We start from the raw sequence: 25,225 nt of genomic DNA, 5'->3' as shown, positions 1-25,225 counted from the left end.
CTTCATTATAGAACTTTCACTTGGTTCTCTTTTTCGCAATGTTTTTATAAAAATGATAAAAACTATTGACAAAACAAAAATATAGTTTATAATAAAAACATAGATAATAAAAATATCAAAAACTATAAAAAGGCAATGCGTTTATGAAAAAGAAAACAGCAGTGATATTTGGGACATTTGCTCCGCTTCATCAGGGTCATATCGATCTGATCCAGCGAGCCAAGCGGCAGTGTGACCAGGTCTGGGTTGTCGTTTCAGGCTATGAGGGAGATAGAGGGGAGCAGGTAGGTTTAACGCTTCAAAAAAGATTTCGATATATCCGAGAGGCCTTTGGTGATGACGAGTTGACCTCGGTTTGTAAGTTAGATGAGACCAATCTTCCCCGTTACCCTATGGGTTGGCAGGAGTGGTTGGACAAAATGTTAGCGGAGATTTCTTATGATGAAACCCAACAAGAACTGATCTTCTTTGTGGGAGAAGCAGACTATCAGCAAGAATTATCAAATCGTGGCTTTGAGACTGTCTTGCAAGAAAGAAAGTTTGGTATCTCAGAGACTATGATTCGAGAAAACCCAAGCAAATATTGGAAATATATTGCTCAACCCTTCCGACGTCAGTTTACAAAGAAAGTGTTGATTATGGGAAGTGCTAGCAATGGGAAGACCACTCTGGCAAAGGATTTGGCTAGGTATTACGATGCACCAGTCAGCTTGGAATATGCACGTGAGTACCAGATCAAAAACAATGTCCGCGACGATGAATTGACTCCAAAGGATTACTATTATCTCCTGTTGTGGCAGTATGACCAGACCTCTAAGTTAATTGACAGTAATGCCAATAGGGGACTGGTGATAGCAGACACCAACTCCTTAGTAACCAAGGGCTACTATGATTATTACATGGAGTCAGAGGATCAAGGGGACTTATCGGGAGAGACTTTTGATAATCTCTTTGCCTCGATCTTGGCTAAGGAAAAATGGGACTTGATTTTCTTTGTGCAACCTATTGGCTCCTATGTCAATGACGGATTTAGAGATATGACTATGGCAGAAGACCATATTCGTCATAGTTTTTCCCAGCATTTGGACCAGATGAGGGAGCGCTACTTAGCAAACATTCCACTAGTTTATCTAGCTGAGGATTATCTAGGAAATTATGAAGCAGCAAAAGTGGCTATTGATACCATTTACCAAGCAGATTAGGAGAAACATATGAAAAAACTAACTGAAAAAATCACACAATTTATCGAAAACTTTAAAAATGTTCATGCAGAAGCTCGCAAAATCGGTTTTGCAGGAATCATGCACTTGCTCTGGAAAGATCTCTTTGTCGGTCGTAGCCTCTTCCAGTGGTTGTATCTCATCGCCTTGTCAAGTGTTCCCTTTATCTTGGAATTCACTCAAAATATAGATAGTCATGATTGGTTAAGCTTGTTTGTATCTTGGACTGGGATTGTCTGTGTTATCTTGGTAGCAGAAGGTCGTGCAAGCAATTATCTCTTTGGGGCTATTAACTCTGCTATCTATTTGATTTTGGCCATGGATGCGACTTTTTATGGCGAAGTCTTGACGACCGTTTACTTCTTTGTCATGCAGCCGATTGGCCTCTATGCTTGGCTGTCCAACCGTATTAATGACCAAGGAAAAGCAGAAGAATCTCATTTTGAAGCTAAGAAATTATCTATTTTTGATTGGCTCAAGTACTTGGCCTTGACTGCTATCATTTGGATTGGTATGGGCTTGGCTTATCAAAGTATCCATAGTGCTCGCCCTTTCCGTGATAGTGTTACCGATGCGACCAATGGTGTCGGTCAGCTCTTGATGACCCGTCTCTATCGTGAGCAATGGATTTTCTGGATTGCAACTAATCTCTTTAGTATTTACCTCTGGTGGGGTGAAAATATCCACATCCAAGGGATGTACTGGGTTTACACACTCAATAGTCTAGTAGGTTGGTACCAATGGACCAAGGCAGTTCGTAAGGAGGCGTAAAATGACGGAAACGATGATTCCAGCAGGGATGACGGAAAAAGAATATTTTGAAATCCATGCCAGTCAGGAGGAGTTTTTGGATTGGTACTACAAGCAGGAACTCCCTCAATACGAAAAACCAAGTGTGACGGTGGATATGGTAGCCTACTGCTTTGTTGAAGGAAAGATCAAGATCTTATTAATTCGCCGCAAGGCTCACCCTTATCAAAACTGTTTGGCCTTAGTTGGAGGATTTATGGACAAGGGCGAAGATGCTGCGCATGCCTGTCAGCGTGAGGTGAGAGAAGAAGTCAATCTCGATCTTCCTTTGGAAAAAATTGAGCAATTGATGACCGTATCGACTCCCGGCCGTGACCCACGGGGCTGGACATTGACCATTGCCCACTTGGTTTATCTGCCTAGTCGTGCATTAGAACTTGTTCAAGCAGGAGACGATGCCAAGGATGTGTTTTTTGTAGATGTCGATTTTCAGACAGGCAAATGCTACCTAGAGGGAGTGGAGTTGGAGGAACAAGCCTTCGCTTTTGACCATTATGCCATTATTCAAGAGTCTATCAAACGAATCCAAGGCCGTCTCGACTGGAATCCGACCTTCCTTTATCTGCTGGAGGAGGAGTTCACTGTCTATGAAGGGACTGAACTGGTCAATCTCATCAACCCCGGTCGTCCAATCGTCAGCAATAACTTTCTCGTAAAATACGGAGAATATGTAGAAGAAGTTGGACTCAAACGAGTGCCTAAAAAGAAACCAAGAAAAACCTATCGATTGAAATAAAAAACGAGGTCGGGATAAAGTTCCTGACCTCTTTGTTTGCCTTTATTAGTTTGCTTTGCTGTTGCGACTGTTTTTAGGGATAGTTATCTTTCTTAGAATTGCTCAACATGTGAGTAAAAAGTCTTTGTATCGATACTTGAGATATTTTTCGTGTAGGAATAACAAAGCTATATAGAAAATCATAAAGACTGTGGTCAGATAGAAGATATCAAACGAAGTTTTGCCATAGTGAGTTGCGGATTTATAGGAACCAATTGCTCCCAAAATCAACCAAGGAAGATACTTGAAATACTTATTTAGTATAAGAGTGCACTTCCTATATTCTATTTCACTGTTATTATATTCCTTTGCAGCTAAATATGTAAGCGATTAAATAAGAGCGATTTAAAAAATTTTAAACAAAATAGGAATTTTTCTCTGTTTTTTCTATTAGATTACGAATAGAAGAGTAGGAGGAGTAAAGGTGTTTAAATTATGTGAGATTTTTAAAATAGTTTAAATAAATTATTGACATATTTAAATCTAAATGTTACAATTCCATTACAAAAAGATTTCTTTATATTTCTAAAATATTACAAAGGAGTAGAAAAATGAAAAAGAAAACCTATATCAAATTGATGGTAGCAACTGTATTGGCTTCTACCTTGCTACTGGGAGCTTGTGGAAATAAAAAGGAAACAACTCAAGCAAGCAGTTCTGCTAAGATAAGCCAGTCATCAAGCTCTAAAGCAGCCTCTTCTAGCAAAGAAAGCAAGACTCAGAAGTCCTCAACTTCAGCTTCATCTGAAAAGGCCAAGGCATCTACTGATCAATCTTCAGCAACTGCAAGGCCATCACAAGTGGCACCTGCACCAGAGCAAAGACAAGGTCAAGAAGTGTCTAATCAACAGGCAGCTAGTCAACAAACTCCTGCTCAGGCTCCTTCAACTCAACAGGCTCCTCAATCCCAGTCTAACCAATCAAGCTATGATCCTACAACTGACCGCAAACTTCAAGACAAACAAGCAGAGCAAAATAAACGCTACAAGGGTGTTTTAACCATGGTAGATGGTGATTTCTCAGCTGCAGCGGGCAATTGGAAGGGAGCAAATGGCGAAACCATCACAGTTTCATCAGGAGGTCAATTCACAGTAGAATCTGCTGATGGAAAGAAAGGAAACTACTCTATCAGAGGCTACTCTTATACTCTTGATGATGGCAAGTATAATGCCAAAATTGGTGGAGGAAAAATCATCCAAATTACAACAGGAGCGGATGGCAAGGTTTCCAGTGTTGCTTTGAGTCAATAATAACCCTTAGTATTTGAATTTTTACAGTCAAAAACCCGTAACCTTTAAGATAGTTACGGGTTTTTGTCTTTTAAGCCTTATCCAATTGCAAGAGGGCTTCAATCTCTGCTAGGGTGCTAGCTTGTGAAATGGCTCCACGGAGTTTGGCAGCACCAGATGTTCCACGGAGGTAGTGAGGAGCGAGTCCTCGGAATTCACGAACTGCGACGTTTTCCCCTTTGAGGTTAATCAAGCGTTTCAAGTGCTCGTAGGCGATTTTCATCTTGTCCTCAAAAGTCAAATCAGGTAGGATTTCTCCTGTTTCAAAGTAATGGTTGATTTGGTTGAAGAGGTAGGGATTTCCCATGGCAGCGCGGCCAATCATAACTGCGTCAGCACCAACTTCTTCGATGCGTTGTTTGGCTTCTTGAACCGTACGGATGTCACCGTTGGCGATAAATGGAATCTTGGTCAAAGCTTGAGCGACCTTGTGAAGGGTCTCAAGGTCTGCGTGACCTGTATACATTTGTTCACGGGTACGGCCATGCATGGCGAGGGCAGAAACACCTGCTGCTTCAGCAGCGAGGGCATTTTCAACTGCCAGAGATGGATCGGCCCAGCCGGTACGCATTTTGACAGTAAGTGGAATATCAAGGACAGATTGAACCTTGTTGATGATCGAGTAAATCTTGTCTGGATCCTTGAGCCACATAGCGCCAGCTTCGTTCTTCACGATTTTGTTAACTGGGCAGCCCATGTTGATATCGACGATATCGGTCTTAGTGTTTTCTTGGATAAATTCTGCTGCGCGTGCTAGGCTGTCTTCATCGCTTCCAAAAAGTTGGATAGAAACTGGGTTTTCTCCCTCATCGATATGAAGCATGTGTAGGGTTTTTTCGTTGTTGTATTGGATTCCCTTGTCAGAGACCATTTCCATGACAACGAGCCCAGCTCCGAGCTCTTTTGCGATGGTGCGAAAGGCTGAGTTGGTGACACCTGCCATAGGTGCTAAAACGGTACGATTGGGAATCTCAACATTGCCAATCATAAAAGGTGTATTAAGATTTGTCACGAATGAGTTCCTCCAGGTCGTTTTCATCAAAGTTGTAAGTTGTTTGGCAGAATTGACAAGTGATTTCTGCCCCGTGGTCTTCCTCTTTCATTTCCTGCAAGTCTGAGCTTGGAAGGCTTGCAAGAGCGTTCATAAAGCGCTCATGGCTACAGTCACATTGGAAACGGATTTCTTCTTCAGAAAGACGCTTGTAGGCCTCGTCACCGTAGATAGCCTTGAGAAGGGCTTCGATATGGTCTTCACTTTCGAGAAGGGTCGAGATAGCTGGCATTTCTTGGATGCGTTTCTCAAAACGGGCAATCTCTTCTTCCTTGGCTCCCGGCAAGACTTGAACTAGGAAACCACCAGCAACCTTAACCTTGTCTTCTTCGTCCAAAAGGACATTGAGGCCGACTGCAGAAGGTGTTTGTTGGCTTTCAGTCAGGTAAAAGGCAAGGTCTTCACCAATTTCTCCAGAGATAAGGGGAGTCATAGAGTTGTAAGGATTTCCAGTACCGTAGTCTGTGATAACGAGGAATTGACCATTTCCAACAAAAGGTCCGACTAGGACTTCACCAGTTGCAGTCTTTTTGATGTCAACACCAGGATTTTGAACGTAGCCTTTGACGTTCCCTTTGGTATCAGCGACGGTGATGATAGCACCTAGAGAGCTAGAGCCCAGTACCTTCACTGTTAGTTTGGTATTTCCTTTTTCATTGGCTGCGAGAATCTGGCTGGCGATAAGAGTTCGACCAAGTGCTACAGTTGAGCTAGCTTGGGTTTGGTGTTTTTCTTGAGCAGTGCGGACGGTTTCTGTGCTATCAAGGACAAAAGCACGAAAGGCACCGCTTTCTGATATAGTTTTAATAATTTTATCCATAGCTACTATTTTAGCATAAAAATGCCCAAAGGGGGAGCCGTGTGTTTGCTGATTTTCAGGATAATGGATCAGGGAATCAGCATGAAAATAAAAAGAGAAACAGATTATTTCAGCATTTCTAAGATTTATGCTATGCTTAAGATAGAAAATGAAAGGGGTAACAAATGTATTTAGGAGATTTGATGGAAAAGGCCGAATCTGGCCAATTTTCGATCCTTTCCTTCCTATTACAAGAGTCTCAGACGACCGTCAAGGCTGTAATGGAGGAAACAGGATTTTCAAAAGCAACCCTAACCAAATATGTCACCCTGCTCAATGACAAGGCTTTGGATAGTGGCTTAGAGCTGACTATTCACTTAGAAGATGAAAATCTGTGTCTGTCAATCGGTGCAGCTACCAAGGGGAGAGATATCCGGAGCTTGTTTTTGGAGAATGCTGTTAAATACCAGATTTTGGTTTATCTTCTCTACCACCAACAGTTTTTAGCCCATCAGCTGGCTCAAGAATTGGTGATTAGCGAGGCTACGCTTGGTCGTCATTTGGCTGGTTTAAATAAGATTTTGTCAGAATTTGACTTATCCATCCAAAATGGACGTTGGCGAGGCCCAGAACATCAGATTCGCTATTTCTATTTCTGTCTTTTCCGCAAGGTCTGGTCCAGTCAGGAGTGGGAAGGTCATATGCAGAAACCAGAGAGAAAACAGGAGATTGCCACTTTAGAAGAAATCTGCGGTGCAAGCTTGTCTTCGGGGCAGAAGTTAGACTTGATCCTCTGGGCTCACATCAGTCAACAACGTCTTCGGGTTAATGCCTGTCAGTTTCAAGTGATAGAAGAGAAAATGCGAGGGTATTTTGACAATATTTTCTACCTTCGTTTGCTGAGAAAGACCTCGTCTTTTTTTGCTGGGCAACATATTCCTCTAGGGACTGAAGATGGTGAGATGATGATTTTCTTCTCTTTCCTCCTATCTCATCGCATTCTTCCTCTTCATACTATGGAGTATATCCTTGGTTTTGGAGGGCAGTTGGTAGATTTGCTGACGCAATTGATTCAAGAAATGAAGAAGGAGGAGTTGCTGGGTGATTATACAGAGGACCATGTCACCTATGAACTCAGTCAGCTTTGTGCTCAAGTCTATCTCTATAAGGGCTATATTTTACAGGATCGCTACAAGTATCAGTTAGAGAATCGTCATCCTTATTTGCTGATGGAACATGATTTTAAAGAAACAGCAGAGGAGATTTTTCATGTTCTACCTGCCTTTCAGCAGGGGACGGATTTGGATAAGAAAATTCTCTGGGAATGGCTTCAGTTAATCGAATATATGGCTGAAAATGGTGGTCAGCATATGCGGATTGGTCTGGATTTGACATCTGGTTTTCTTGTCTTTTCAAGGATGGTAGCCATTTTAAAACGGTATTTGGAATACAATCGTTTTATTACCATTGAAGCTTATGACCCTAGTCGGCATTATGATTTGCTGGTTACCAATAATCCGATTCATAAGAAGGAACAGACACCAGTCTATTATTTAAAAAACGACTTGGATATGGAGGATTTGGTAGCGATTCGTCAGTTATTATTCACTTAAAAGGCTTGGTTATTCCAGGTCTTTTTGTGAAATTCACACAATCTCCTCACATTTTTTTAAAAATTAAAAAAAGTTGATAAACAAGAAAGCGCTTTATTTTGTATACTAGTAAGTGTAAAGAGGAAACACCTCAAGATCTTTATCAGGAGGACAGCACATGTCACAAGAAAAATACATTATGGCCATTGACCAGGGAACTACAAGTTCTCGTGCCATCATTTTCAACAAAAAAGGGGAAAAGGTTAGCTCGAGTCAAAAAGAGTTTACCCAGATTTTCCCTCAGGCAGGTTGGGTAGAGCACAATGCCAATGAAATTTGGAATTCCGTCCAGTCTGTTATTGCTGGAGCTTTCATCGAAAGTGGTGTGAAACCAAGTCAGATTGAGGCAATCGGGATTACCAACCAACGTGAAACAACGGTCGTCTGGGATAAGAAAACAGGACTTCCTATCTACAATGCTATCGTTTGGCAATCACGTCAGACAGCTCCTCTGGCTGAACAGCTGAAAAGCCAAGGTTATGTGGAAAAATTCCATGAAAAGACTGGTTTGATTATTGATGCTTATTTCTCTGCTACCAAGGTTCGTTGGATTTTGGATCATGTAGAGGGCGCTCAAGAGCGAGCAGAAAAAGGGGAATTGCTCTTTGGTACTATCGATACTTGGTTGGTTTGGAAATTGACTGACGGTGCGGCTCACGTGACGGATTACTCAAATGCAGCTCGTACCATGCTTTATAACATTAAAGAACTCAAATGGGATGATGAGATTTTGGAAATTCTCAACATTCCTAAGGCTATGCTGCCAGAAGTTCGTTCTAACTCTGAAATCTACGGTCAGACAGCGCCATTCCATTTCTACGGCGGACAAGTCCCAATTTCAGGTATGGCTGGGGACCAACAAGCAGCCCTCTTTGGACAGTTGGCCTTTGAACCTGGTATGGTCAAGAATACTTATGGAACAGGATCTTTCATCATCATGAATACTGGTGAAGAAATGCAGTTGTCTGAAAACAACCTCTTGACAACCATTGGTTACGGAATCAACGGCAAGGTTTACTATGCCTTGGAAGGTTCTATCTTCATCGCAGGAAGTGCTATTCAATGGCTTCGTGACGGTCTTCGCATGGTAGAAAATTCACCAGAATCTGAAAAATATGCTCGTGATTCTCACAATGATGATGAAGTTTATGTCGTTCCAGCCTTTACAGGTCTAGGTGCTCCATACTGGAACCAAAACGCTCGCGGTTCTGTCTTTGGATTGACTCGTGGAACAAGTAAAGAAGACTTTATCAAGGCGACTTTGCAATCTATCGCTTATCAAGTGCGTGACATCATCGACACCATGCAAGTGGATGCGCAGACAGCTATCCAAGTCTTGAAAGTAGACGGTGGTGCAGCTATGAACAACTTCCTCATGCAGTTCCAAGCTGACATCTTGGGAATCGACATTGCACGCGCTAAAAACTTGGAAACAACAGCTCTAGGGGCAGCCTTCCTAGCAGGTTTGTCAGTAGGCTACTGGAAGAATTTGGATGAGTTGAAACTCTTGAACGAGACAGGAGAACTCTTTGAACCATCTATGAACGAATCGCGCAAGGAACAACTCTACAAGGGCTGGAAGAAAGCTGTAAAAGCAACCCAAGTCTTTGCGGAAGTAGACGACTAATACTGGCAGAATAAAGCGATTTATTTAGAAAGTGTGTAAATATGGAATTTTCAAAGAAAACACGTGAATTATCAATTAAAAAAATGCAGGAACGCACCCTGGATCTCTTGATTATCGGTGGAGGAATCACAGGGGCTGGTGTAGCCTTGCAGGCGGCAGCTAGCGGTCTTGAGACTGGTTTGATTGAAATGCAAGACTTCGCAGAAGGAACATCCAGCCGTTCAACTAAATTGGTTCACGGAGGTCTTCGTTATCTTAAGCAATTTGACGTAGAAGTGGTATCAGACACTGTTTCTGAACGTGCTGTAGTTCAACAAATCGCTCCACACATTCCGAAACCAGACCCAATGCTCTTGCCAGTTTACGATGAAGATGGAGCAACCTTTAGCCTCTTCCGTCTTAAAGTAGCTATGGATCTTTACGACCTCTTGGCAGGTGTCAACAATACACCAGCTGCCAACAAGGTTTTGAGCAAGGAAGAAGTCTTGGAACGCCAGCCAAACTTGAAGAAAGAAGGTTTGGTAGGAGGTGGGGTTTACCTTGACTTCCGTAACAACGATGCGCGTCTCGTGATTGAAAACATCAAACGTGCCAACCAAGACGGTGCCCTCATTGCCAACCACGTTAAAGCAGAAGGCTTCCTCTTTGACGAAAGTGGCAAGATTACAGGTGTTGTAGCCCGTGATCTCTTGACAGACCAAGTCTTTGAAATCAAGGCTCGTCTGGTTATCAATACAACAGGTCCTTGGAGCGATAAGGTACGCAATTTGTCTAATAAGGGAACCCAATTCTCACAAATGCGTCCAACTAAGGGAGTTCACTTGGTAGTGGATTCAAGCAAGATCAAGGTTTCACAGCCAGTTTACTTTGACACAGGTTTGGGTGACGGTCGTATGGTCTTTGTTCTCCCACGTGAAAACAAGACTTACTTTGGTACAACCGATACAGACTACACAGGCGATTTGGAACATCCAAAAGTGACGCAGGAAGATGTAAATTATCTACTTGGTATTGTCAACAACCGCTTCCCAGAAGCCAACATCACCATTGATGATATCGAAAGTAGCTGGGCAGGTCTTCGTCCATTGATCGCAGGTAATAGCGCTTCAGACTACAATGGAGGAAATAACGGAACCATCAGTGATGAAAGCTTTGACAACTTGATTGCGACTGTTGAATCTTATCTCTCTAAAGAAAAAACTCGTGAAGATGTTGAGTCTGCTGTCAGCAAGCTTGAAAGCAGTACCTCTGAGAAACATTTGGATCCATCTGCAGTTTCACGTGGTTCGAGCTTGGACCGTGATGACAATGGTCTCTTGACCCTTGCTGGTGGTAAAATCACAGACTACCGTAAGATGGCTGAAGGTGCTATGGAGCGCGTGGTTGATATCCTCAAAGCAGAATTTGACCGCAGCTTTAAACTGATCAACTCTAAGACTTACCCTGTTTCAGGTGGGGAATTGAACCCAGCAAATGTGGACTCAGAAATCGAAGCCTTTGCGCAACTTGGAGTGTCACGTGGTTTGGATAGCAAGGAAGCCCACTATCTCGCAAATCTCTACGGATCAAATGCACCGAAAGTCTTTGCCCTTGCTCACAGCTTGGAACAAGCGCCAGGACTTAGCTTGGCGGATACTTTGTCACTTCACTATGCAATGCGCAACGAGTTGGCTCTGAGCCCAGTTGACTTCCTTCTTCGTCGTACCAACCATATGCTCTTTATGCGTGATAGTTTGGATAGCATCGTTGAGCCAGTTTTGGATGAAATGGGACGCTTCTATGACTGGTCAGAAGATGAAAAAGCAGCCTACCGTGCGGATGTCGAAGCAGCTCTTGCTAACAACGATTTAGCAGAATTAAAAAATTAAGAAAAAATAAAAGAGGTGGAGGGCAGAACTCCTTGTCGCCCGCCCCTTATTTTTAATGGAGACAGAAAGATGATGAATGAATTATTTGGAGAATTTTTGGGTACTTTAATCCTGATTCTTCTAGGAAATGGTGTTGTTGCAGGTGTGGTTCTTCCTAAAACTAAGAGCAACAGCTCAGGTTGGATTGTGATTACTATGGGTTGGGGGATTGCAGTTGCGGTTGCAGTCTTTGTATCTGGCAAGCTCAGTCCAGCTCATTTAAACCCAGCTGTGACCATTGGTGTGGCCTTAAAAGGTGGCTTACCTTGGGCATCCGTTTTTCCTTATATCCTAGCTCAGTTTGCAGGGGCTATGCTCGGTCAGATTTTGGTTTGGTTGCAATTCAAACCGCATTATGAGGCAGAAGAAAATGCAGGCAATATCCTGGCAACCTTCAGCACTGGTCCAGCTATCAAAGATACTGTATCAAACTTGATTAGTGAAATCCTTGGAACCTTTGTTTTGGTGTTGACAATCTTTGCTTTGGGTCTTTACGATTTTCAGGCAGGTATCGGAACCTTTGCAGTGGGCACTTTGATTGTTGGTATCGGTCTATCACTAGGTGGGACAACAGGTTATGCCTTGAACCCTGCGCGTGACCTTGGACCTCGTATCATGCACAGTATCCTTCCAATTTCAAACAAGGGAGACGGAGACTGGTCTTATGCCTGGATTCCTGTTGTGGGACCTGTTATTGGTGCAGCCTTGGCCGTTCTTGTATTCTCACTTTTCTAATTTGGAAAACAACTATGTTGATAGAGCTTGAGATGAAAATCTCGGGTTCTTTTCTTTTAAAATATACATAGAAAAACCGCATAATCCTTAAAATAAACTGAAATCTATTGAAAACATACGGTAAACAATTGAAAAAATACTATATAAAGTGGTACAATGGTAGAAAAATAAGCTAGTAAGAATCACTCTTATTTTAGCGAAAAATTACAGAAATGAATGGTTTTTCTTGATGAAACAGAGAAAAGAATTGTACCTCTTTCTTGGTCGGACAGCCTTGTATTTTCTTATCTTTCTAGGGCTGCTTTACTTCTTTAGCTATCTTGGCCAGGGTCAAGGAAGCTTTATCTATAATGAATTTTAACTTGAAGGAGAATCCCTATTGTGTCAAATAAACCAATAGCAGATATGATTGAAACCATTGAGCATTTTGCTCAGACACAGCCTAACTATCCTGTTTACAATGTTTTGGGGCAGGAACACACTTATGGAGATTTGAAGGCTGATTCGGATAGTTTAGCTACAGCCATTGACCAACTAGGCTTGCCTGAGAAGTCTCCTGTGGTCGTTTTTGGAGGCCAAGAATATGAAATGTTGGCAACTTTTGTAGCCTTGACTAAATCAGGTCATGCCTACATTCCAATTGATAGCCATTCGGCCTTGGAGCGAGTTTCGGATATTTTAGAAGTGGCAGAGCCAAGCTTGATTATTGCCAACTCAGACTTTCCATTGGAGCAGGTTTCTACACCGATGATGACTCTAGCTCAGGTTCAAGAAGCCTTTGCTCAAGGGAATAACTATGAAATCACGCATCCAGTCAAGGGCGATGATAACTACTACATTATCTTTACTTCTGGTACGACTGGTAAGCCAAAGGGAGTGCAGATTTCCCATGATAACCTCCTCAGCTTTACCAATTGGATGATTACGGATAAGGAATTTGCGACGCCAAGTCGTCCGCAAATGCTGGCTCAGCCACCTTATTCTTTTGACCTGTCTGTCATGTACTGGGCTCCGACCTTGGCACTAGGTGGTACGCTTTTCGCTCTTCCTTCAGCTATTACTCAGGATTTTAAGCAACTCTTTGCGACCATCTTTTCATTACCAATCGCTATCTGGACTTCAACGCCTTCTTTTGCAGATATGGCCATGTTGTCTGAAGACTTCAATAGTGAGAAAATGCCTGGTATCACGCATTTCTACTTTGATGGCGAAGAATTGACGGTTAAAACAGCTCAAAAACTGCGCAAGCGTTTCCCAAATGCCCGTATTATCAATGCTTACGGCCCAACAGAAGCGACAGTGGCCCTGTCAGCAGTTGCCGTGACAGATGAGATGCTAGCGACTCTCAAACGTCTACCAATCGGCTATACCAAGGCTGATTCTCCAACCTTTATCATTGACGAGGAAGGCAATAAATTGCCAAATGGCGAACAGGGAGAAATCATTGTTTCTGGACCAGCCGTTTCAAAAGGTTATATGAACAATACTGAAAAAACAGCGGAAGCCTTCTTTGAGTTTGAAGGTCTGCCAGCCTATCATACTGGAGATGTAGGAACCATGACAGATGAGGGCTTGCTTCTTTACGGCGGACGCATGGACTTCCAGATTAAGTTCAACGGTTACCGCATTGAGTTAGAAGATGTCTCTCAAAACCTCAACAAGTCTTGCTTTATCGATTCTGCTGTCGCTGTCCCACGTTATAATAAAGACCACAAGGTGCAAAATCTATTGGCCTATGTCATCTTGAAAGACGGTGTTCGTGAGCAGTTTGAGCGAGATATTGATATTACCAAGGCTATCAAGGAAGATTTAACAGATATCATGATGTCCTACATGATACCGTCTAAATTCCTTTATCGAGATAGTTTGCCACTGACTCCAAATGGAAAGATTGACATCAAAGGATTGATTAACGAGGTGAACAAGAGATGATGGAGTTCTTTCAACAGCTTCCTCATTTAGAGCCATATGGCAATCCTCAGTATTTTGTCTATGTGATTGCTGCAACCTTGCCCATCTTTATCGGCCTCTTTTTCAAGAAACGCTTTGCCTGGTATGAAGTGCTGGTTAGCCTCTTCTTTATCGTCACCATGTTGGTAGGTGGGAAGACCAATCAACTAGCTGCCTTGGGTATTTACCTTTGCTGGGAGATATTGCTCCTGCTTTTCTACAAGCATTATCGAAAAAGCAAGGATGGCAAGTGGATCTTCTACCTAGTTAGTTTTCTGTCCCTCCTTCCGATTATCTTTGTCAAGGTGCAGCCGGCTATCAATGGAACGCAGTCTCTGCTTGGCTTTTTGGGAATTTCTTACCTGACCTTTCGTTCGGTTGGGATTATCATCGAGCTGAGAGATGGAGTGATTAAGGATTTTACCCTCGGGGAATTCCTCCGTTTTCTTCTCTTCATGCCGACCTTTTCAAGTGGTCCAATCGATCGCTTTAAGCGTTTTAATGAAAATTATCAGACCATTCCTGAGCGGGATGAATTGATGGATATGCTGGATGAATCTGTTCGCTATATCATGTGGGGCTTTTTGTACAAGTTTATCCTAGCTCATGTTTTAGGAGAGACCTTGTTGCCTCCTTTGAAGAATTTAGCCTTGCAGTCAGGTGGCTTCTTTAACCTCTATGCCTTGGCAGTTATGTATACCTTTGGTCTGGAACTCTTCTTTGACTTTGCAGGTTATTCTATGTTTGCCTTAGCCATTTCAAATTTGATGGGAATTCGTAGCCCTATCAACTTTAACAAACCTTTTTTATCAAGGGATTTGAAGGAGTTTTGGAATCGCTGGCATATGAGTCTGTCTTTCTGGTTTCGTGACTTTGTCTTTATGCGAATGGTCATGGTGTTAACCAGAAAGAAGGTCTTTAAAAATCGCAATGTAACCTCAAGTGTGGCCTACATTGTAAATATGCTGATTATGGGATTTTGGCATGGAGTGACTTGGTACTATATCGCCTATGGACTCTTTCATGGATTAGGCTTGGTCATCAATGACGCTTGGGTTCGCAAGAAAAAAACGCTCAATAAGGAACGGAAAAAAGCAGGGAAAGCTGCTCTACCTGAGAATCGCTGGATTCGGTTGCTTGGCATGGTTGTCACCTTCCATGTCGTCATGCTGTCATTCTTAATCTTTTCTGGATTCTTGAATGATCTATGGTTTAAAAAATAAAAGGAAATAAAATATGGATATCAAATCAGAAGTTATCGAAATTATTGATGAGTTGTTTATGGAAGATGTTTCTGACATGATGGATGAAGATCTTTTTGATGCAGGTGTCTTGGATAGTATGGGAACGGTTGAGTTGATTGTGGAGATTGAAAACCGTTTTGACATTCGTGTCCCTGTAACAGAGTTTGGTCGCGATGACTGGAATACAGCTAATAAAATCATAGCTGGTATTGTGGAGCTACAAAATGCTTAAACGTTTATGGATGATCTTCGGACCGGTCTTGATAGCTGGTTTGTTGGTTTTTCTGCTCATTTTCTTTTATCCTACTGAGATGCGTCATAATCTAGGAGCTGAAAAGCGTTCAGCAGTGGCTACTACTATCGATAGTTTTAAGGAGCGAAGTCAAAAAGTCAGAGCACTATCTGATCCAAATATGCGTTTTGTTCCCTTCTTTGGCTCTAGTGAATGGCTTCGTTTTGACGGTGCTCATCCTGCGGTATTAGCTGAGAAATACAATCGCTCCTACCGTCCGTATCTTTTAGGACAGAGGGGAGCTGCATCGCTTAACCAGTATTTTGGAATGCAACAGATGTTGCCACAGCTGGAGAATAAACAAGTTGTGTATGTTATATCACCTCAGTGGTTCAGTAAAAATGGCTATGAGCCAGCAGCCTTTCAGCAGTATTTTAATGGAGACCAGTTGACCAGTTTTCTGGAACATCAATCTGGAGATCAGGCTAGTCAATATGCAGCGACTCGCTTACTGCAGCAGTTCCCAAACGTAGCTATGAAGGATCTGGTTCAGAAGTTGGCAAGCAAAGAAGAATTGTCGACGGCAGACAATGAAATGATTGAATTATTGGCTCGGTTTAATGAACGCCAAGCTTCCTTTTTTGGTCAGTTTTCAGTTAGAGGCTATGTCAATTATGATAAGCATGTAGTTAAGTATTTAAAGACCTTGCCAGACCAGTTTTCTTATCAAGCCATAGAAGATGTTGTCAAAGCAGATGCTGAAAAAAATACTTCCAATAATGATCTGGGAATGGAGAATAATTTCTATAATAAGCAGATCAAGAAGGATTTGAAGAAATTAAAGGATTCTCAGAAAAACTTTACCTACCTTAAATCACCGGAGTATAATGACCTGCAGTTGGTGTTAACCCAGTTTTCTAAATCTAAGGTAAACCCGATTTTTATCATTCCACCTGTTAATAAAAAATGGATGGCCTACGCTGGTCTACGAGAGGATATGTACCAACAAACGGTGCAGAAGATTCGCTACCAGTTAGAGAGTCAAGGTTTTACCAATATAGCAGATTTTTCTAAGGACGGCGGGGAGCCTTTCTTTATGAAAGACACCATTCACCTTGGTTGGTTGGGTTGGTTGGCTTTTGACAAGGCAGTTGATCCTTTCCTATCCAATCCCACACCAGCTCCGACTTACCATCTGAATGAGCGCTTTTTCAGCAAAGACTGGGCGACTTATGATGGAGATATCAAGGAATTTCAATAGATCATAATATAGAAGAGTTCAAGAATGAAGCCTATTTTCACGTTTTTTCTTGACTCTTTTTTTGCTTGTGATATAATTAACTGGTAAATAAAATGTCAAAGAATAGTATTTTTCTCTTAAAAAAGAGAAGTCTAAAAGGAAAGGAGTCAGATATGAGACAGCTAGCAAAGGATATCGATGCTTTTTTGAATGAGGTGATTTTGCAGGCAGAAAATCAGCATGAAATCCTAATAGGTCATTGCACTAGCGAGGTGGCCCTGACCAATACCCAGGAGCATATTCTCATGCTTTTGTCAGAGGAATCTTTAACAAATTCAGAATTGGCCCGTCGTCTCAATGTCAGTCAGGCGGCAGTTACCAAGGCCATTAAGTCTTTGGTCAAGGAAGGGATGTTGGAAACATCTAAAGATCCTAAGGATGCGCGTGTGATTTTTTATCAGTTGACTGATTTGGCTCGTCCAATCGCTGAGGAGCACCATCATCACCATGAGCATACGCTTTTAACCTATGAACAAGTGGCGACTCAGTTTACTCCAAATGAACAAAAAGTGATTCAGCGGTTTTTGACTGCTTTAGTAGGAGAAATCAAATAATGAGATACATTACGGTAGAGGATTTATCCTTCTATTATGATAAGGAACCCGTTCTTGAACATATCAATTATAGTGTTGATAGTGGGGAATTTGTTACCTTGACTGGGGAAAATGGGGCAGCTAAGACGACACTGATCAAGGCCAGTCTTGGAATTCTCCAACCACGCATTGGTAGGGTGACCATTTCAAAGACAAATACGCAGGGTAAGAAATTGAGAATAGCTTACCTTCCTCAACAGATTGCCAGTTTTAATGCAGGTTTTCCAAGTACGGTTTATGAATTTGTCAAGTCGGGTCGCTATCCGCGAAAAGGCTGGTTCCGTCGCTTGAATGCTCATGATGAGGAGCATATCAAGGCTAGTCTGGACTCAGTTGGTATGTGGGAACACCGAGACAAACGCTTGGGATCTCTATCTGGGGGACAGAAGCAGCGAGCGGTGATTGCGCGTATGTTTGCTTCGGATCCAGATGTGTTTATCCTAGATGAGCCGACAACGGGGATGGATGCAGGAAGTAAAAACGAATTTTACGAACTCATGCACCACAGCGCCCATCATCATGGCAAGGCTGTTTTGATGATTACCCATGACCCTGAAGAAGTTAAGGACTATGCGGACCGCAATATTCATCTAGTCCGTAACCAAGACTCGCCATGGCGTTGTTTCAACGTTCATGAGAATGATCAGGAGGTGGGCCATGCTTAGTTTATTATCTTATGACTTTATGCAACGCGCCTTTCTAGCAGTTATTGCCATGAGTCTTTTCTCGCCGGTATTAGGAACCTTCCTTATCTTGCGTCGTCAGAGTTTGATGAGTGATACCCTCAGCCACGTCTCTCTTTCAGGTGTAGCCTTTGGGTTGGTTTTGGGGATTTCTCCGACTATTTCAACTATTGCTATTGTCTTGATTGCGGCGGCCTTTCTGGAGTATCTCCGTACGGTTTACAAGAGCTTTATGGAAATCGGGACAGCTATCCTCATGTCGACAGGTTTGGCTGTTTCTCTGATTGTCATGAGCAAGGGCAAAAGCTCCAGTTCTATGAGTTTGGACCAGTATCTTTTTGGTTCGATTGTGACTATTAGTGAGGAGCAGGTCATTTCCCTCTTTGTCATTGCGGCGGTTGTTTTGATCTTGACCTTCCTCTTCCTTCGTCCGATGTATATCTTGACCTTTGATGAGGATACGGCCTTTGTGGATGGCTTGCCAGTTCGTACCATGTCCATTCTTTTTAACATGGTGACGGGGGTGGCCATTGCCCTTATGATTCCTGCTGCGGGAGCTCTTCTGGTATCGACCATTATGATCTTGCCAGCTAGTATTGCCCTGCGTCTGGGGAAAAACTTTAAATCGGTTATGCTGCTTGCCAGTGCGATTGGATTTTTGGGAATGGTAGCAGGACTTTACATTTCCTACTATGCAGAAACACCTGCAAGTGCAAGTATTACTATTATTTTTGTAACTGTTTTCTTGCTCATTAGTTTAGTAAGACGTTTTATCAAATAGGAGACTAAGATGAAAAAAATTAGCTTATTACTAGCCAGTCTATGTGCCTTGTTTTTAGTGGCTTGTTCCAATCAAAAACAGGCAGATGGCAAACTCAATATCGTGACAACCTTTTACCCTGTCTATGAATTTACCAAGCAAGTCGCAGGAGATACTGCTAATGTAGAACTCCTCATCGGTGCCGGTACAGAACCCCATGAATATGAACCGTCTGCCAAGGCAGTTGCCAAAATCCAAGATGCAGATACCTTCGTTTATGAAAATGAAAACATGGAAACTTGGGTTCCTAAATTGCTAGATACTTTGGATAAGAAAAAAGTGAAAACCATCAAGGCGACAGGTGATATGTTGCTTTTGCCAGGTGGTGAGGAAGAAGAGGGAGACCATGACCATGGCGAAGAAGGCCATCACCATGAGTTCGATCCCCATGTTTGGTTATCACCAGTTCGTGCCATTAAACTTGTAGAGCACATCCGTGATAGCTTGTCAGCAGATTATCCTGATAAAAAAGAGACCTTTGAAAAGAATGCTGCTGCCTATATCGAAAAATTACAAGCCTTGGATAAGGCTTATGCAGAAGGTTTGTCTCAAGCCAAACAAAAGAGCTTTGTGACTCAGCACGCAGCCTTTAACTACCTTGCTTTGGACTATGGACTCAAACAAGTCGCAATCTCAGGTCTCTCTCCAGATGCAGAGCCATCAGCTGCACGTCTGGCAGAATTGACAGAGTACGTCAAGAAAAATAAAATTGCCTATATCTACTTTGAAGAAAATGCTTCACAAGCCCTTGCTAACACACTTTCAAAAGAGGCAGGTGTCAAAACAGATGTTCTCAATCCTTTAGAAAGTCTGACAGAAGAGGATACCAAGGCTGGCGAAAACTACATTTCCGTTATGGAGAAAAACCTCAAGGCTTTGAAACAAACAACAGACCAAGAAGGTCCAGCAATCGAGCCTGAAAAAGCAGAGGATACCAAGACAGTTCAAAATGGTTACTTTGAGGATGCCGATGTCAAGGATCGTACCTTGAGTGACTATGCAGGTAATTGGCAATCAGTTTATCCTTTCCTTGAAGATGGCACGTTTGACCAAGTCTTTGACTACAAGGCTAAGTTGACTGGTAAGATGACCCAGGCTGAGTACAAGGCTTACTATACAAAAGGCTATCAGACAGATGTCACTAAGATTAACATTACTGATAACACTATGGAATTTATTCAAGGTGGACAAAGCAAGAAATATACTTATAAGTATGTTGGTAAGAAAATCTTAACTTACAAGAAAGGTAATCGTGGTGTGCGCTTCCTCTTTGAAGCGACAGATGCGGACGCTGGACAATTCAAGTATGTTCAGTTTAGTGACCACAATATCGCCCCAGTTAAGGCAGAACATTTCCATATCTTCTTTGGAGGCACAAGCCAAGAAGCCCTCTTTGAAGAAATGGACAACTGGCCAACCTACTATCCAGATAACCTATCTGGCCAAGAAATCGCCCAAGAAATGTTGGCACATTGATTAGAAACCGACTAGTTCATAGGAGCTAGTTGGTTTTTTGATACTAGATGGCTAACTTCATTATAGACCTTTCCAGAACTTTAAAAAATAAATAAAACTCTTGAAATATCTGGATCTGTATGTTAGAATAATTTTATCGGATAAGGTTCATTAGAACACCAAAGCCCCTAACTACTGCCATAGTTAAGGGGTGTTTTGGTATATTCTACAGGAATAGAAAAAGACCCTCTAAACTTTGTAGAGAGCCTTAAAAAATCAAAATAAAAAGATACCCCCCAGCACATAGGAATGCTCAACCTTTCAGTCTACCCCATTCTGGGACCCAGCGTTTATCCTTCACAAGTTATCTTATTGAGTCCATTATATCACACTTATGGAAAATGTAAGAAATTTGTATAGTATTTTTAAATGAATTGATGAAAAATCAAATACCTTTCAGAACTAAGGAACTTTAAATAATAAATAAAACTCTTGAAATATCTGGGCCTGTATGTTAGAATAATTTTATCGGATAAGGTTCATTAGAACACCAAAGCCCCTAACTAGTGCGATAGTTAAGGGGTGTTTTGGTATATTCTACAGGAATATATAATCCTAGTTTTCTAATTTGCTCTTTGATTTTTGTTGAGTATAAACATTTTAACAAAAAAGTTAGTCTTTAATAAAAGAAGCGATATAGTGATATTAGAAATTCTCTTGTAATTCTGATATGTCTGCGTATTTTTCGTAAGTTACCTGTTTAGTAATCAGATGTCAGTTAAGGGCTTGATGTTTTATAAAAGAAAATTATGGAGGAAGGGAAATCCGACTTTATAAACTAAACTGTAAAAACAGCAAATTTGACAAATGAATAAGAAAAAAATAAAAAGCAACTGTTTTTATTAAAAAGATTGCTTAATAGTTAGATTGGAGGGAAGAAAAATATGAAAAATTTAAGTCAACGACTTGTTGATAAAAGTGTTGAGGCCTTTATTATGGGGCTGGAAATTTACAACAAGCCTACAATCAAATATCGTATTGAAGGATTCAGTTTTTTCATATGTAATGCTTGGGAGTTGATGTTGAAGTCTGAAATGCTAAATAGAAATCTATCAATCTATTTTAAGGATAATCCAGATAGAACTCTCAGCCTTGAAAATGTTATCAAGAAAATTTATTCCGATGATAGTACACGAATTCGACTAAATCTGGAGCGTATTATTGAGCTTAGAAATATCAGCACACATTATATTACAGAGGATTACGAACTAAAGTACGCTCCACTATTTCAAGCGTGTGTACTTAACTATGTCAATGAACTTCAGAGATTTCATGGTAGAGACATCACTGAGACCATTGCACAAAATTTCCTAACTATATCAGCAAGTTATGAGCCTCTGACAAATGAACAAATCAGACTAAAATACCCAGCGGAAATTGCAGAAAAGTTTATTCAGCAAGCAAATGCTATAGATGTTCTTGTTTCTGAGTATAATTCAGATAAATTTGCAATCGGTGTAAAACAAAACCTATACATCACAAAGAAAAAGTCTGAAGCTGACTTCGTTGTCTCAATTGCAAATCAATCTCCCTCTCAAGTAGCAATAGTAAAAGATTTAAAAGATCCATCAGAGACTCACAAATATTCATACGGGAATATCATCTCAGTTGTAAATGATCGATTAAACAAGAAGAATATCAAATTAAATTATAAATCTGGTTTCAATCAATATGTTCTAACCTTAATCATTGATTTCTATTCAATAAAAACTGACGAGAAATTTGCATATTGCCATAAAATAGGTAAGTCTGAGCACTATACCTATTCACAGCAATTTGTTGACTTTATCATTACAGAAATAGAAAAAGACCCTCTAAACTTTGTAGAGAGCCTTAAAAAATCAAAATAAAAAGATAACCCCAGGCACATAGGAATGCTCAACCTTTCAGTCTACCCCATTCTGGGACCCAGCGTTTATCCTTCACAAGTTATCTTATTGAGTTCATTATATCACACTTATGGAAAATGTAAAGAAATTTGTATAGTATTTTTAAATGAATTGATGAAAAATCAAATACCTTTCAGAGCTAAGGAACTTTAAATAATAAATAAAACTCTTGAAATATTTGGGCTTATATGCTAGAATGTAGTTAGTGTATAAGGTTCATTAGAACACCAAAGCCCCTAACTACTGCCATAGTTAAGGGCTTTTTTGACGTATCTTAGCGATTTAACGGGTGTTTATAGGCTAGTCATTCGGTCTACTTCTTACCATCTAGCCATTTGCAGACGAAATACAAGATAATTCCAGCTATAACATCCGCTATAATAGTAAGAGCAAGCTCTGGTATAAGGTTCATTAGTTTCACCTCCTCTCACGAACCCATAGGAACGTAATCGGTAACCGATGACAAAAGTATTATACCACACTAAATTTAGATCATCAAGGTCACTTAATGCTTGAACTATTGTAGATTATATGCTAAAATGTAGTTAGTTGATAAGGTTCATTAGAACACCAAAGCCCTTAACTATTGCCGTAGTTAAGGGCTTTTTTGACGTATCTTAGCGATTTAACGGGTGTTGATAGGCTAGTCACTCGGTCTACCCCTTACTATCTAGCCATCTGCAGACGAAATACAAGATAATTCCAGCTATAACATCCGCTATAATAGTAAGAGCGAGCTCTATGATAAGGCTCATTAGTTTCACCTCCTCTCACGAACCCATAGGAACGTAATCGGTAACCGATGACAAAAATAGTATACCACAATAAATTTATATCATCAAGGTCACTTAATGCTTGAAATATAGGGTCTAGGCGACAAAGTCTTTAAAATCAGAAAAACGTATAGTATCAGATGTATAAAAGCTTGATGTTATATCAATTAAAAAAGTGGATAGGAAAGTTTTCTGATTATCAGAATTCCTTCCTATCCACTTTTTGAAGATTGTAAGTTAACCTTAGTTTATATAGAATCAGCTTATTTGTTTTATTTATTAAAACCTTGCAAAGCCTTTTGGCGTTCTTCCACTTGACCTTTAGCATCCAATTTATTGCCAGCGTAGACAGCTGTTTCCCATGATCCGTACATTGGATTTGGGAAGATGATGAATTTTTCACCGAATTCTTTTTGCAATTCTTCAAGTTGTTTATCACGGTCAGATTCAGAAATCTTCGAAAAATCTGCAAAGTCTACGAGGTTATCACCAAATAGTAATACTAGATTAGTTTTCTCTTGAACTGCTTGGCGACGCCCTTCTTTGGATTTTACACCACTTTCTAAGAGCATGAGGTGATCACGCCCTTGTACAGGGATTCCTTCGTTTTCTAGATTTTTAATCGTAGCATCTATTTGATTAACTGAGCGGTCAGAAATATAGTAAATTTGGATGCCGTTTTGATTGGCAAATTGAAGAAACGTCTTGGCTCCTGGGACGGCTTTTGCTGCAGCTTTTTGAACCCAAATATCCCAATTTTCAGGTGTGAATGCTGTTCCGTCTTTGATATTTTGAACTTGATAAGGACTATTATCTAAGACTGTTTCATCTAAGTCCAAAATGATTGAATAAGGCTTGTCTGATTCTGTTTTCAGTAATTCCTTTAGACGATCTGTGGCAACATTATAACCTTGTAGATACAAGGCTTTGGTTTCAGCTGATTTTTGATACCAAAGGGTTGACATAGTATTTTCTCTTGACCGTAGTTGGTCATATGTCATTGTAATCTGATTATCAGATGAGCTCTTATTGCTTGTCTGTGTTTCTGTAGACTTTGTTGCACAACTAGATAATAAGACGACAGATGCAAGTGCAGAAAGGATTGTAACAGTAGTTTTTGCTGATTTCATGAAATATCTCCTATTCATTAATTTCATAAATAGTATAGCACGAGAGAAAAGTTAAGGCAAGTCATTCTCTGACTATGGATGAAGATTCTATAGAAGTTAATGCAGTGAAAAAAAGAGATTACTAACTTGAAATGCAGTCTCACCTCTAATTATTGACATTTCAGGAAAAATCGCAGTAAAAACGGCACAGCCTTCTTTAAATGTGATATAATACTAGAAAAATACTTGTGGAGGTTCCATTATGGCAATATTTTTCATGATTTTTCTGATTGTTTGTGTGCTCCTATTGGTGATAGTCACACTGAGTACAGTTTATGTGGTTCGTCAGCAGTCGGTGGCGATTATTGAACGCTTTGGGAAATACCAAAAGGTTTCCAACAGCGGTATTCATATTCGCTTGCCTTTTGGGATTGACTCGATTGCAGCACGCATTCAGTTGCGCTTGCTGCAAAGTGATATTGTGGTTGAGACCAAGACCAAGGACAATGTGTTCGTGATGATGAATGTAGCGACTCAGTACCGTGTCAATGAGCAGAGCGTGACAGATGCCTACTATAAACTCATGCGTCCAGAATCTCAGATTAAATCTTATATCGAAGATGCTCTTCGCTCTTCTGTTCCCAAATTAACCTTGGACGAATTGTTTGAGAAAAAAGATGAGATTGCCCTTGAAGTTCAACACCAAGTAGCAGAAGAAATGACCACTTACGGCTACATTATCGTGAAAACCTTGATTACTAAGGTGGAGCCAGATGCAGAAGTTAAGCAATCCATGAATGAAATCAATGCGGCGCAACGCAAACGGGTCGCAGCGCAAGAATTGGCAGAAGCCGATAAGATTAAAATTGTCACTGCAGCTGAAGCCGAAGCAGAAAAAGACCGCCTTCATGGTGTGGGGATTGCCCAACAACGTAAGGCAATTGTGGATGGCTTAGCAGAGTCTATCACCGAACTCAAGGAAGCCAATGTTGGCATGACAGAAGAACAAATCATGTCCATCCTATTGACCAACCAGTATTTGGATACCTTGAACACCTTTGCCTCTAAAGGAAATCAAACTATCTTTTTACCAAATACGCCAAATGGTGTGGATGATATCCGTACACAAATCTTGTCAGCTCTTCGCGCTGAGAAGAAATAATAGACTAAAGAGCTTGGCAACAGGCTCTTTTTGCATTGCGTTTATTAAGAAAAACAAAAAATATTGATATACATTTATACTCAATGAAAA

The 25,225-nt window shown here is 40.9% G+C and carries 22 protein-coding genes and 1 pseudogene; 19 read left to right on the top strand and 4 right to left on the bottom strand.

Features of this window, described 5'->3' with window-relative positions; genetic code table 11:
- Positions 1-143 precede the first annotated feature (143 nt).
- The 3 genes from HT669_RS04165 to HT669_RS04155 are packed head-to-tail and all read left to right on the top strand — an operon-like array spanning position 144 to position 2,766.
- A complete protein-coding gene (locus tag HT669_RS04165; RefSeq protein ID WP_050208092.1) occupies positions 144-1,202 on the top strand; it encodes an AAA family ATPase in 1,059 nt (352 codons plus the stop codon).
- A 9-nt stretch (positions 1,203-1,211) separates the two neighbouring features.
- On the top strand, positions 1,212-1,991 hold the full coding sequence (gene pnuC, locus HT669_RS04160) for a nicotinamide riboside transporter PnuC (RefSeq protein WP_023941179.1): 780 nt from the start codon (positions 1,212-1,214) through the stop codon (positions 1,989-1,991).
- 1 nt (position 1,992) lies between these two features.
- Entirely contained in the window at positions 1,993-2,766 is a 774-nt protein-coding gene (locus tag HT669_RS04155) for an NUDIX hydrolase (RefSeq protein ID WP_172922316.1), read from the top strand.
- A gap of 73 nt (positions 2,767-2,839) precedes the next feature.
- Here HT669_RS04155 and HT669_RS11040 read toward each other — a convergent pair.
- Positions 2,840-3,069, bottom strand: a pseudogene (locus HT669_RS11040) (hypothetical protein).
- 287 nt (positions 3,070-3,356) lie between these two features.
- On the opposite strand from HT669_RS11040, the gene HT669_RS04150 reads away from it, so the two are divergent.
- The gene (locus HT669_RS04150) at positions 3,357-4,055 is read left to right on the top strand and encodes a hypothetical protein (RefSeq protein ID WP_172933637.1); all 699 of its coding nucleotides are present in this window, start codon (positions 3,357-3,359) and stop codon (positions 4,053-4,055) included.
- A 70-nt stretch (positions 4,056-4,125) separates the two neighbouring features.
- On the opposite strand, the gene dusB is transcribed toward HT669_RS04150, so the two are convergent.
- Together dusB and hslO are read right to left on the bottom strand one after the other, a co-directional pair.
- The gene (dusB, locus tag HT669_RS04145) at positions 4,126-5,106 is read right to left on the bottom strand and encodes a tRNA dihydrouridine synthase DusB (protein ID WP_000183308.1); all 981 of its coding nucleotides are present in this window, start codon (positions 5,104-5,106) and stop codon (positions 4,126-4,128) included.
- Positions 5,093-5,965 (bottom strand): Hsp33 family molecular chaperone HslO, encoded by an 873-nt coding sequence (gene hslO / locus HT669_RS04140; protein ID WP_000357854.1) that lies wholly within the window; start codon positions 5,963-5,965, stop codon positions 5,093-5,095. Before hslO ends, dusB begins: the two co-directional genes overlap by 14 nt.
- 164 nt (positions 5,966-6,129) lie before the next feature.
- On the opposite strand from hslO, the gene HT669_RS04135 reads away from it, so the two are divergent.
- The 14 genes from HT669_RS04135 to HT669_RS04070 all read left to right on the top strand — a co-directional run bounded on the left by HT669_RS04135 (position 6,130) and on the right by HT669_RS04070 (position 22,052).
- A complete protein-coding gene (locus HT669_RS04135) occupies positions 6,130-7,557 on the top strand; it encodes a helix-turn-helix domain-containing protein (RefSeq protein ID WP_172933636.1) in 1,428 nt (475 codons plus the stop codon).
- A gap of 157 nt (positions 7,558-7,714) precedes the next feature.
- The gene (gene glpK / locus HT669_RS04130) at positions 7,715-9,223 is read left to right on the top strand and encodes a glycerol kinase GlpK (RefSeq protein WP_101514807.1); all 1,509 of its coding nucleotides are present in this window, start codon (positions 7,715-7,717) and stop codon (positions 9,221-9,223) included.
- 41 nt (positions 9,224-9,264) lie between these two features.
- On the top strand, positions 9,265-11,091 hold the full coding sequence (gene glpO / locus HT669_RS04125) for a type 1 glycerol-3-phosphate oxidase (protein WP_172922317.1): 1,827 nt from the start codon (positions 9,265-9,267) through the stop codon (positions 11,089-11,091).
- A gap of 69 nt (positions 11,092-11,160) precedes the next feature.
- Complete coding sequence (locus tag HT669_RS04120; RefSeq protein WP_000980823.1) at positions 11,161-11,865, top strand: MIP/aquaporin family protein; 705 nt, start codon at positions 11,161-11,163, stop codon at positions 11,863-11,865.
- A gap of 229 nt (positions 11,866-12,094) precedes the next feature.
- Complete coding sequence (locus tag HT669_RS04115; RefSeq protein ID WP_000813667.1) at positions 12,095-12,226, top strand: teichoic acid D-Ala incorporation-associated protein DltX; 132 nt, start codon at positions 12,095-12,097, stop codon at positions 12,224-12,226.
- Positions 12,227-12,246: 20 nt separating this feature from the next.
- Positions 12,247-13,797, top strand: a complete 1,551-nt coding sequence (gene dltA, locus HT669_RS04110; RefSeq protein ID WP_172922318.1) for a D-alanine--poly(phosphoribitol) ligase subunit DltA — start codon at positions 12,247-12,249, stop codon at positions 13,795-13,797.
- Positions 13,794-15,038 carry a D-alanyl-lipoteichoic acid biosynthesis protein DltB gene (dltB, locus tag HT669_RS04105; RefSeq protein WP_172922319.1) on the top strand — a complete coding sequence of 415 codons (1,245 nt, stop codon included), beginning with the start codon at positions 13,794-13,796 and terminating at the stop codon, positions 15,036-15,038. The genes dltA and dltB overlap by 4 nt, the downstream gene beginning before the upstream one ends.
- 13 nt (positions 15,039-15,051) lie before the next feature.
- Positions 15,052-15,291 (top strand): D-alanine--poly(phosphoribitol) ligase subunit DltC, encoded by a 240-nt coding sequence (gene dltC / locus HT669_RS04100; protein ID WP_000351967.1) that lies wholly within the window; start codon positions 15,052-15,054, stop codon positions 15,289-15,291.
- Positions 15,284-16,552 (top strand): D-alanyl-lipoteichoic acid biosynthesis protein DltD, encoded by a 1,269-nt coding sequence (gene dltD, locus HT669_RS04095; protein ID WP_172922320.1) that lies wholly within the window; start codon positions 15,284-15,286, stop codon positions 16,550-16,552. Before dltC ends, dltD begins: the two co-directional genes overlap by 8 nt.
- Positions 16,553-16,704: 152 nt before the next feature.
- The gene (adcR, locus tag HT669_RS04090) at positions 16,705-17,145 is read left to right on the top strand and encodes a zinc-dependent transcriptional regulator AdcR (protein ID WP_001249308.1); all 441 of its coding nucleotides are present in this window, start codon (positions 16,705-16,707) and stop codon (positions 17,143-17,145) included.
- Positions 17,145-17,849: a metal ABC transporter ATP-binding protein gene (locus HT669_RS04085; RefSeq protein ID WP_023941156.1), complete on the top strand. Its 705-nt coding sequence runs from the start codon at positions 17,145-17,147 to the stop codon at positions 17,847-17,849. Before adcR ends, HT669_RS04085 begins: the two co-directional genes overlap by 1 nt.
- A complete protein-coding gene (locus HT669_RS04080) occupies positions 17,842-18,648 on the top strand; it encodes a metal ABC transporter permease (RefSeq protein WP_079253021.1) in 807 nt (268 codons plus the stop codon). Before HT669_RS04085 ends, HT669_RS04080 begins: the two co-directional genes overlap by 8 nt.
- Before the next feature lie 9 nt (positions 18,649-18,657).
- Positions 18,658-20,163, top strand: a complete 1,506-nt coding sequence (adcA, locus tag HT669_RS04075) for a zinc ABC transporter substrate-binding lipoprotein AdcA (protein WP_050971529.1) — start codon at positions 18,658-18,660, stop codon at positions 20,161-20,163.
- Positions 20,164-21,086: 923 nt separating this feature from the next.
- Positions 21,087-22,052, top strand: coding sequence for a DUF3644 domain-containing protein (locus HT669_RS04070; protein WP_000793783.1), 966 nt, complete (start codon positions 21,087-21,089; stop codon positions 22,050-22,052).
- Between the two features lie 1,084 nt (positions 22,053-23,136).
- Here the strand turns inward: HT669_RS04070 and HT669_RS04065 are convergent.
- Entirely contained in the window at positions 23,137-23,994 is an 858-nt protein-coding gene (locus HT669_RS04065; protein ID WP_000833516.1) for a 5'-nucleotidase, lipoprotein e(P4) family, read from the bottom strand.
- A 241-nt stretch (positions 23,995-24,235) separates the two neighbouring features.
- On the opposite strand from HT669_RS04065, the gene HT669_RS04060 reads away from it, so the two are divergent.
- On the top strand, positions 24,236-25,135 hold the full coding sequence (locus HT669_RS04060) for an SPFH domain-containing protein (RefSeq protein WP_000963957.1): 900 nt from the start codon (positions 24,236-24,238) through the stop codon (positions 25,133-25,135).
- Positions 25,136-25,225: the final 90 nt, after the last annotated feature.

Origin of the sequence: Streptococcus sp. 2100 (assembly GCF_013276335.1) — a bacterium.
Classification (GTDB): domain Bacteria; phylum Bacillota; class Bacilli; order Lactobacillales; family Streptococcaceae; genus Streptococcus; species Streptococcus pseudopneumoniae.
The sequence above is the reverse complement of the archived record's forward strand: the minus strand, read 5'-3'. Positions and strand labels throughout refer to the sequence as shown.

Coding starts and splice junctions, on each gene's coding strand:
- HT669_RS04165 (WP_050208092.1), top strand. CDS start 144: ATGAAAAAGAAAACAGCAGTGATATTTGGGACATTTGCTCCGCTTCAT.
- pnuC (WP_023941179.1), top strand. CDS start 1,212: ATGAAAAAACTAACTGAAAAAATCACACAATTTATCGAAAACTTTAAA.
- HT669_RS04155 (WP_172922316.1), top strand. CDS start 1,993: ATGACGGAAACGATGATTCCAGCAGGGATGACGGAAAAAGAATATTTT.
- HT669_RS04150 (WP_172933637.1), top strand. CDS start 3,357: ATGAAAAAGAAAACCTATATCAAATTGATGGTAGCAACTGTATTGGCT.
- hslO (WP_000357854.1), bottom strand. CDS start 5,965: ATGGATAAAATTATTAAAACTATATCAGAAAGCGGTGCCTTTCGTGCT.
- HT669_RS04135 (WP_172933636.1), top strand. CDS start 6,130: ATGTATTTAGGAGATTTGATGGAAAAGGCCGAATCTGGCCAATTTTCG.
- glpK (WP_101514807.1), top strand. CDS start 7,715: ATGTCACAAGAAAAATACATTATGGCCATTGACCAGGGAACTACAAGT.
- glpO (WP_172922317.1), top strand. CDS start 9,265: ATGGAATTTTCAAAGAAAACACGTGAATTATCAATTAAAAAAATGCAG.
- HT669_RS04120 (WP_000980823.1), top strand. CDS start 11,161: ATGATGAATGAATTATTTGGAGAATTTTTGGGTACTTTAATCCTGATT.
- HT669_RS04115 (WP_000813667.1), top strand. CDS start 12,095: ATGAAACAGAGAAAAGAATTGTACCTCTTTCTTGGTCGGACAGCCTTG.
- dltB (WP_172922319.1), top strand. CDS start 13,794: ATGATGGAGTTCTTTCAACAGCTTCCTCATTTAGAGCCATATGGCAAT.
- dltC (WP_000351967.1), top strand. CDS start 15,052: ATGGATATCAAATCAGAAGTTATCGAAATTATTGATGAGTTGTTTATG.
- dltD (WP_172922320.1), top strand. CDS start 15,284: ATGCTTAAACGTTTATGGATGATCTTCGGACCGGTCTTGATAGCTGGT.
- adcR (WP_001249308.1), top strand. CDS start 16,705: ATGAGACAGCTAGCAAAGGATATCGATGCTTTTTTGAATGAGGTGATT.
- HT669_RS04085 (WP_023941156.1), top strand. CDS start 17,145: ATGAGATACATTACGGTAGAGGATTTATCCTTCTATTATGATAAGGAA.
- HT669_RS04080 (WP_079253021.1), top strand. CDS start 17,842: ATGCTTAGTTTATTATCTTATGACTTTATGCAACGCGCCTTTCTAGCA.
- adcA (WP_050971529.1), top strand. CDS start 18,658: ATGAAAAAAATTAGCTTATTACTAGCCAGTCTATGTGCCTTGTTTTTA.
- HT669_RS04070 (WP_000793783.1), top strand. CDS start 21,087: ATGAAAAATTTAAGTCAACGACTTGTTGATAAAAGTGTTGAGGCCTTT.
- HT669_RS04065 (WP_000833516.1), bottom strand. CDS start 23,994: ATGAAATCAGCAAAAACTACTGTTACAATCCTTTCTGCACTTGCATCT.
- HT669_RS04060 (WP_000963957.1), top strand. CDS start 24,236: ATGGCAATATTTTTCATGATTTTTCTGATTGTTTGTGTGCTCCTATTG.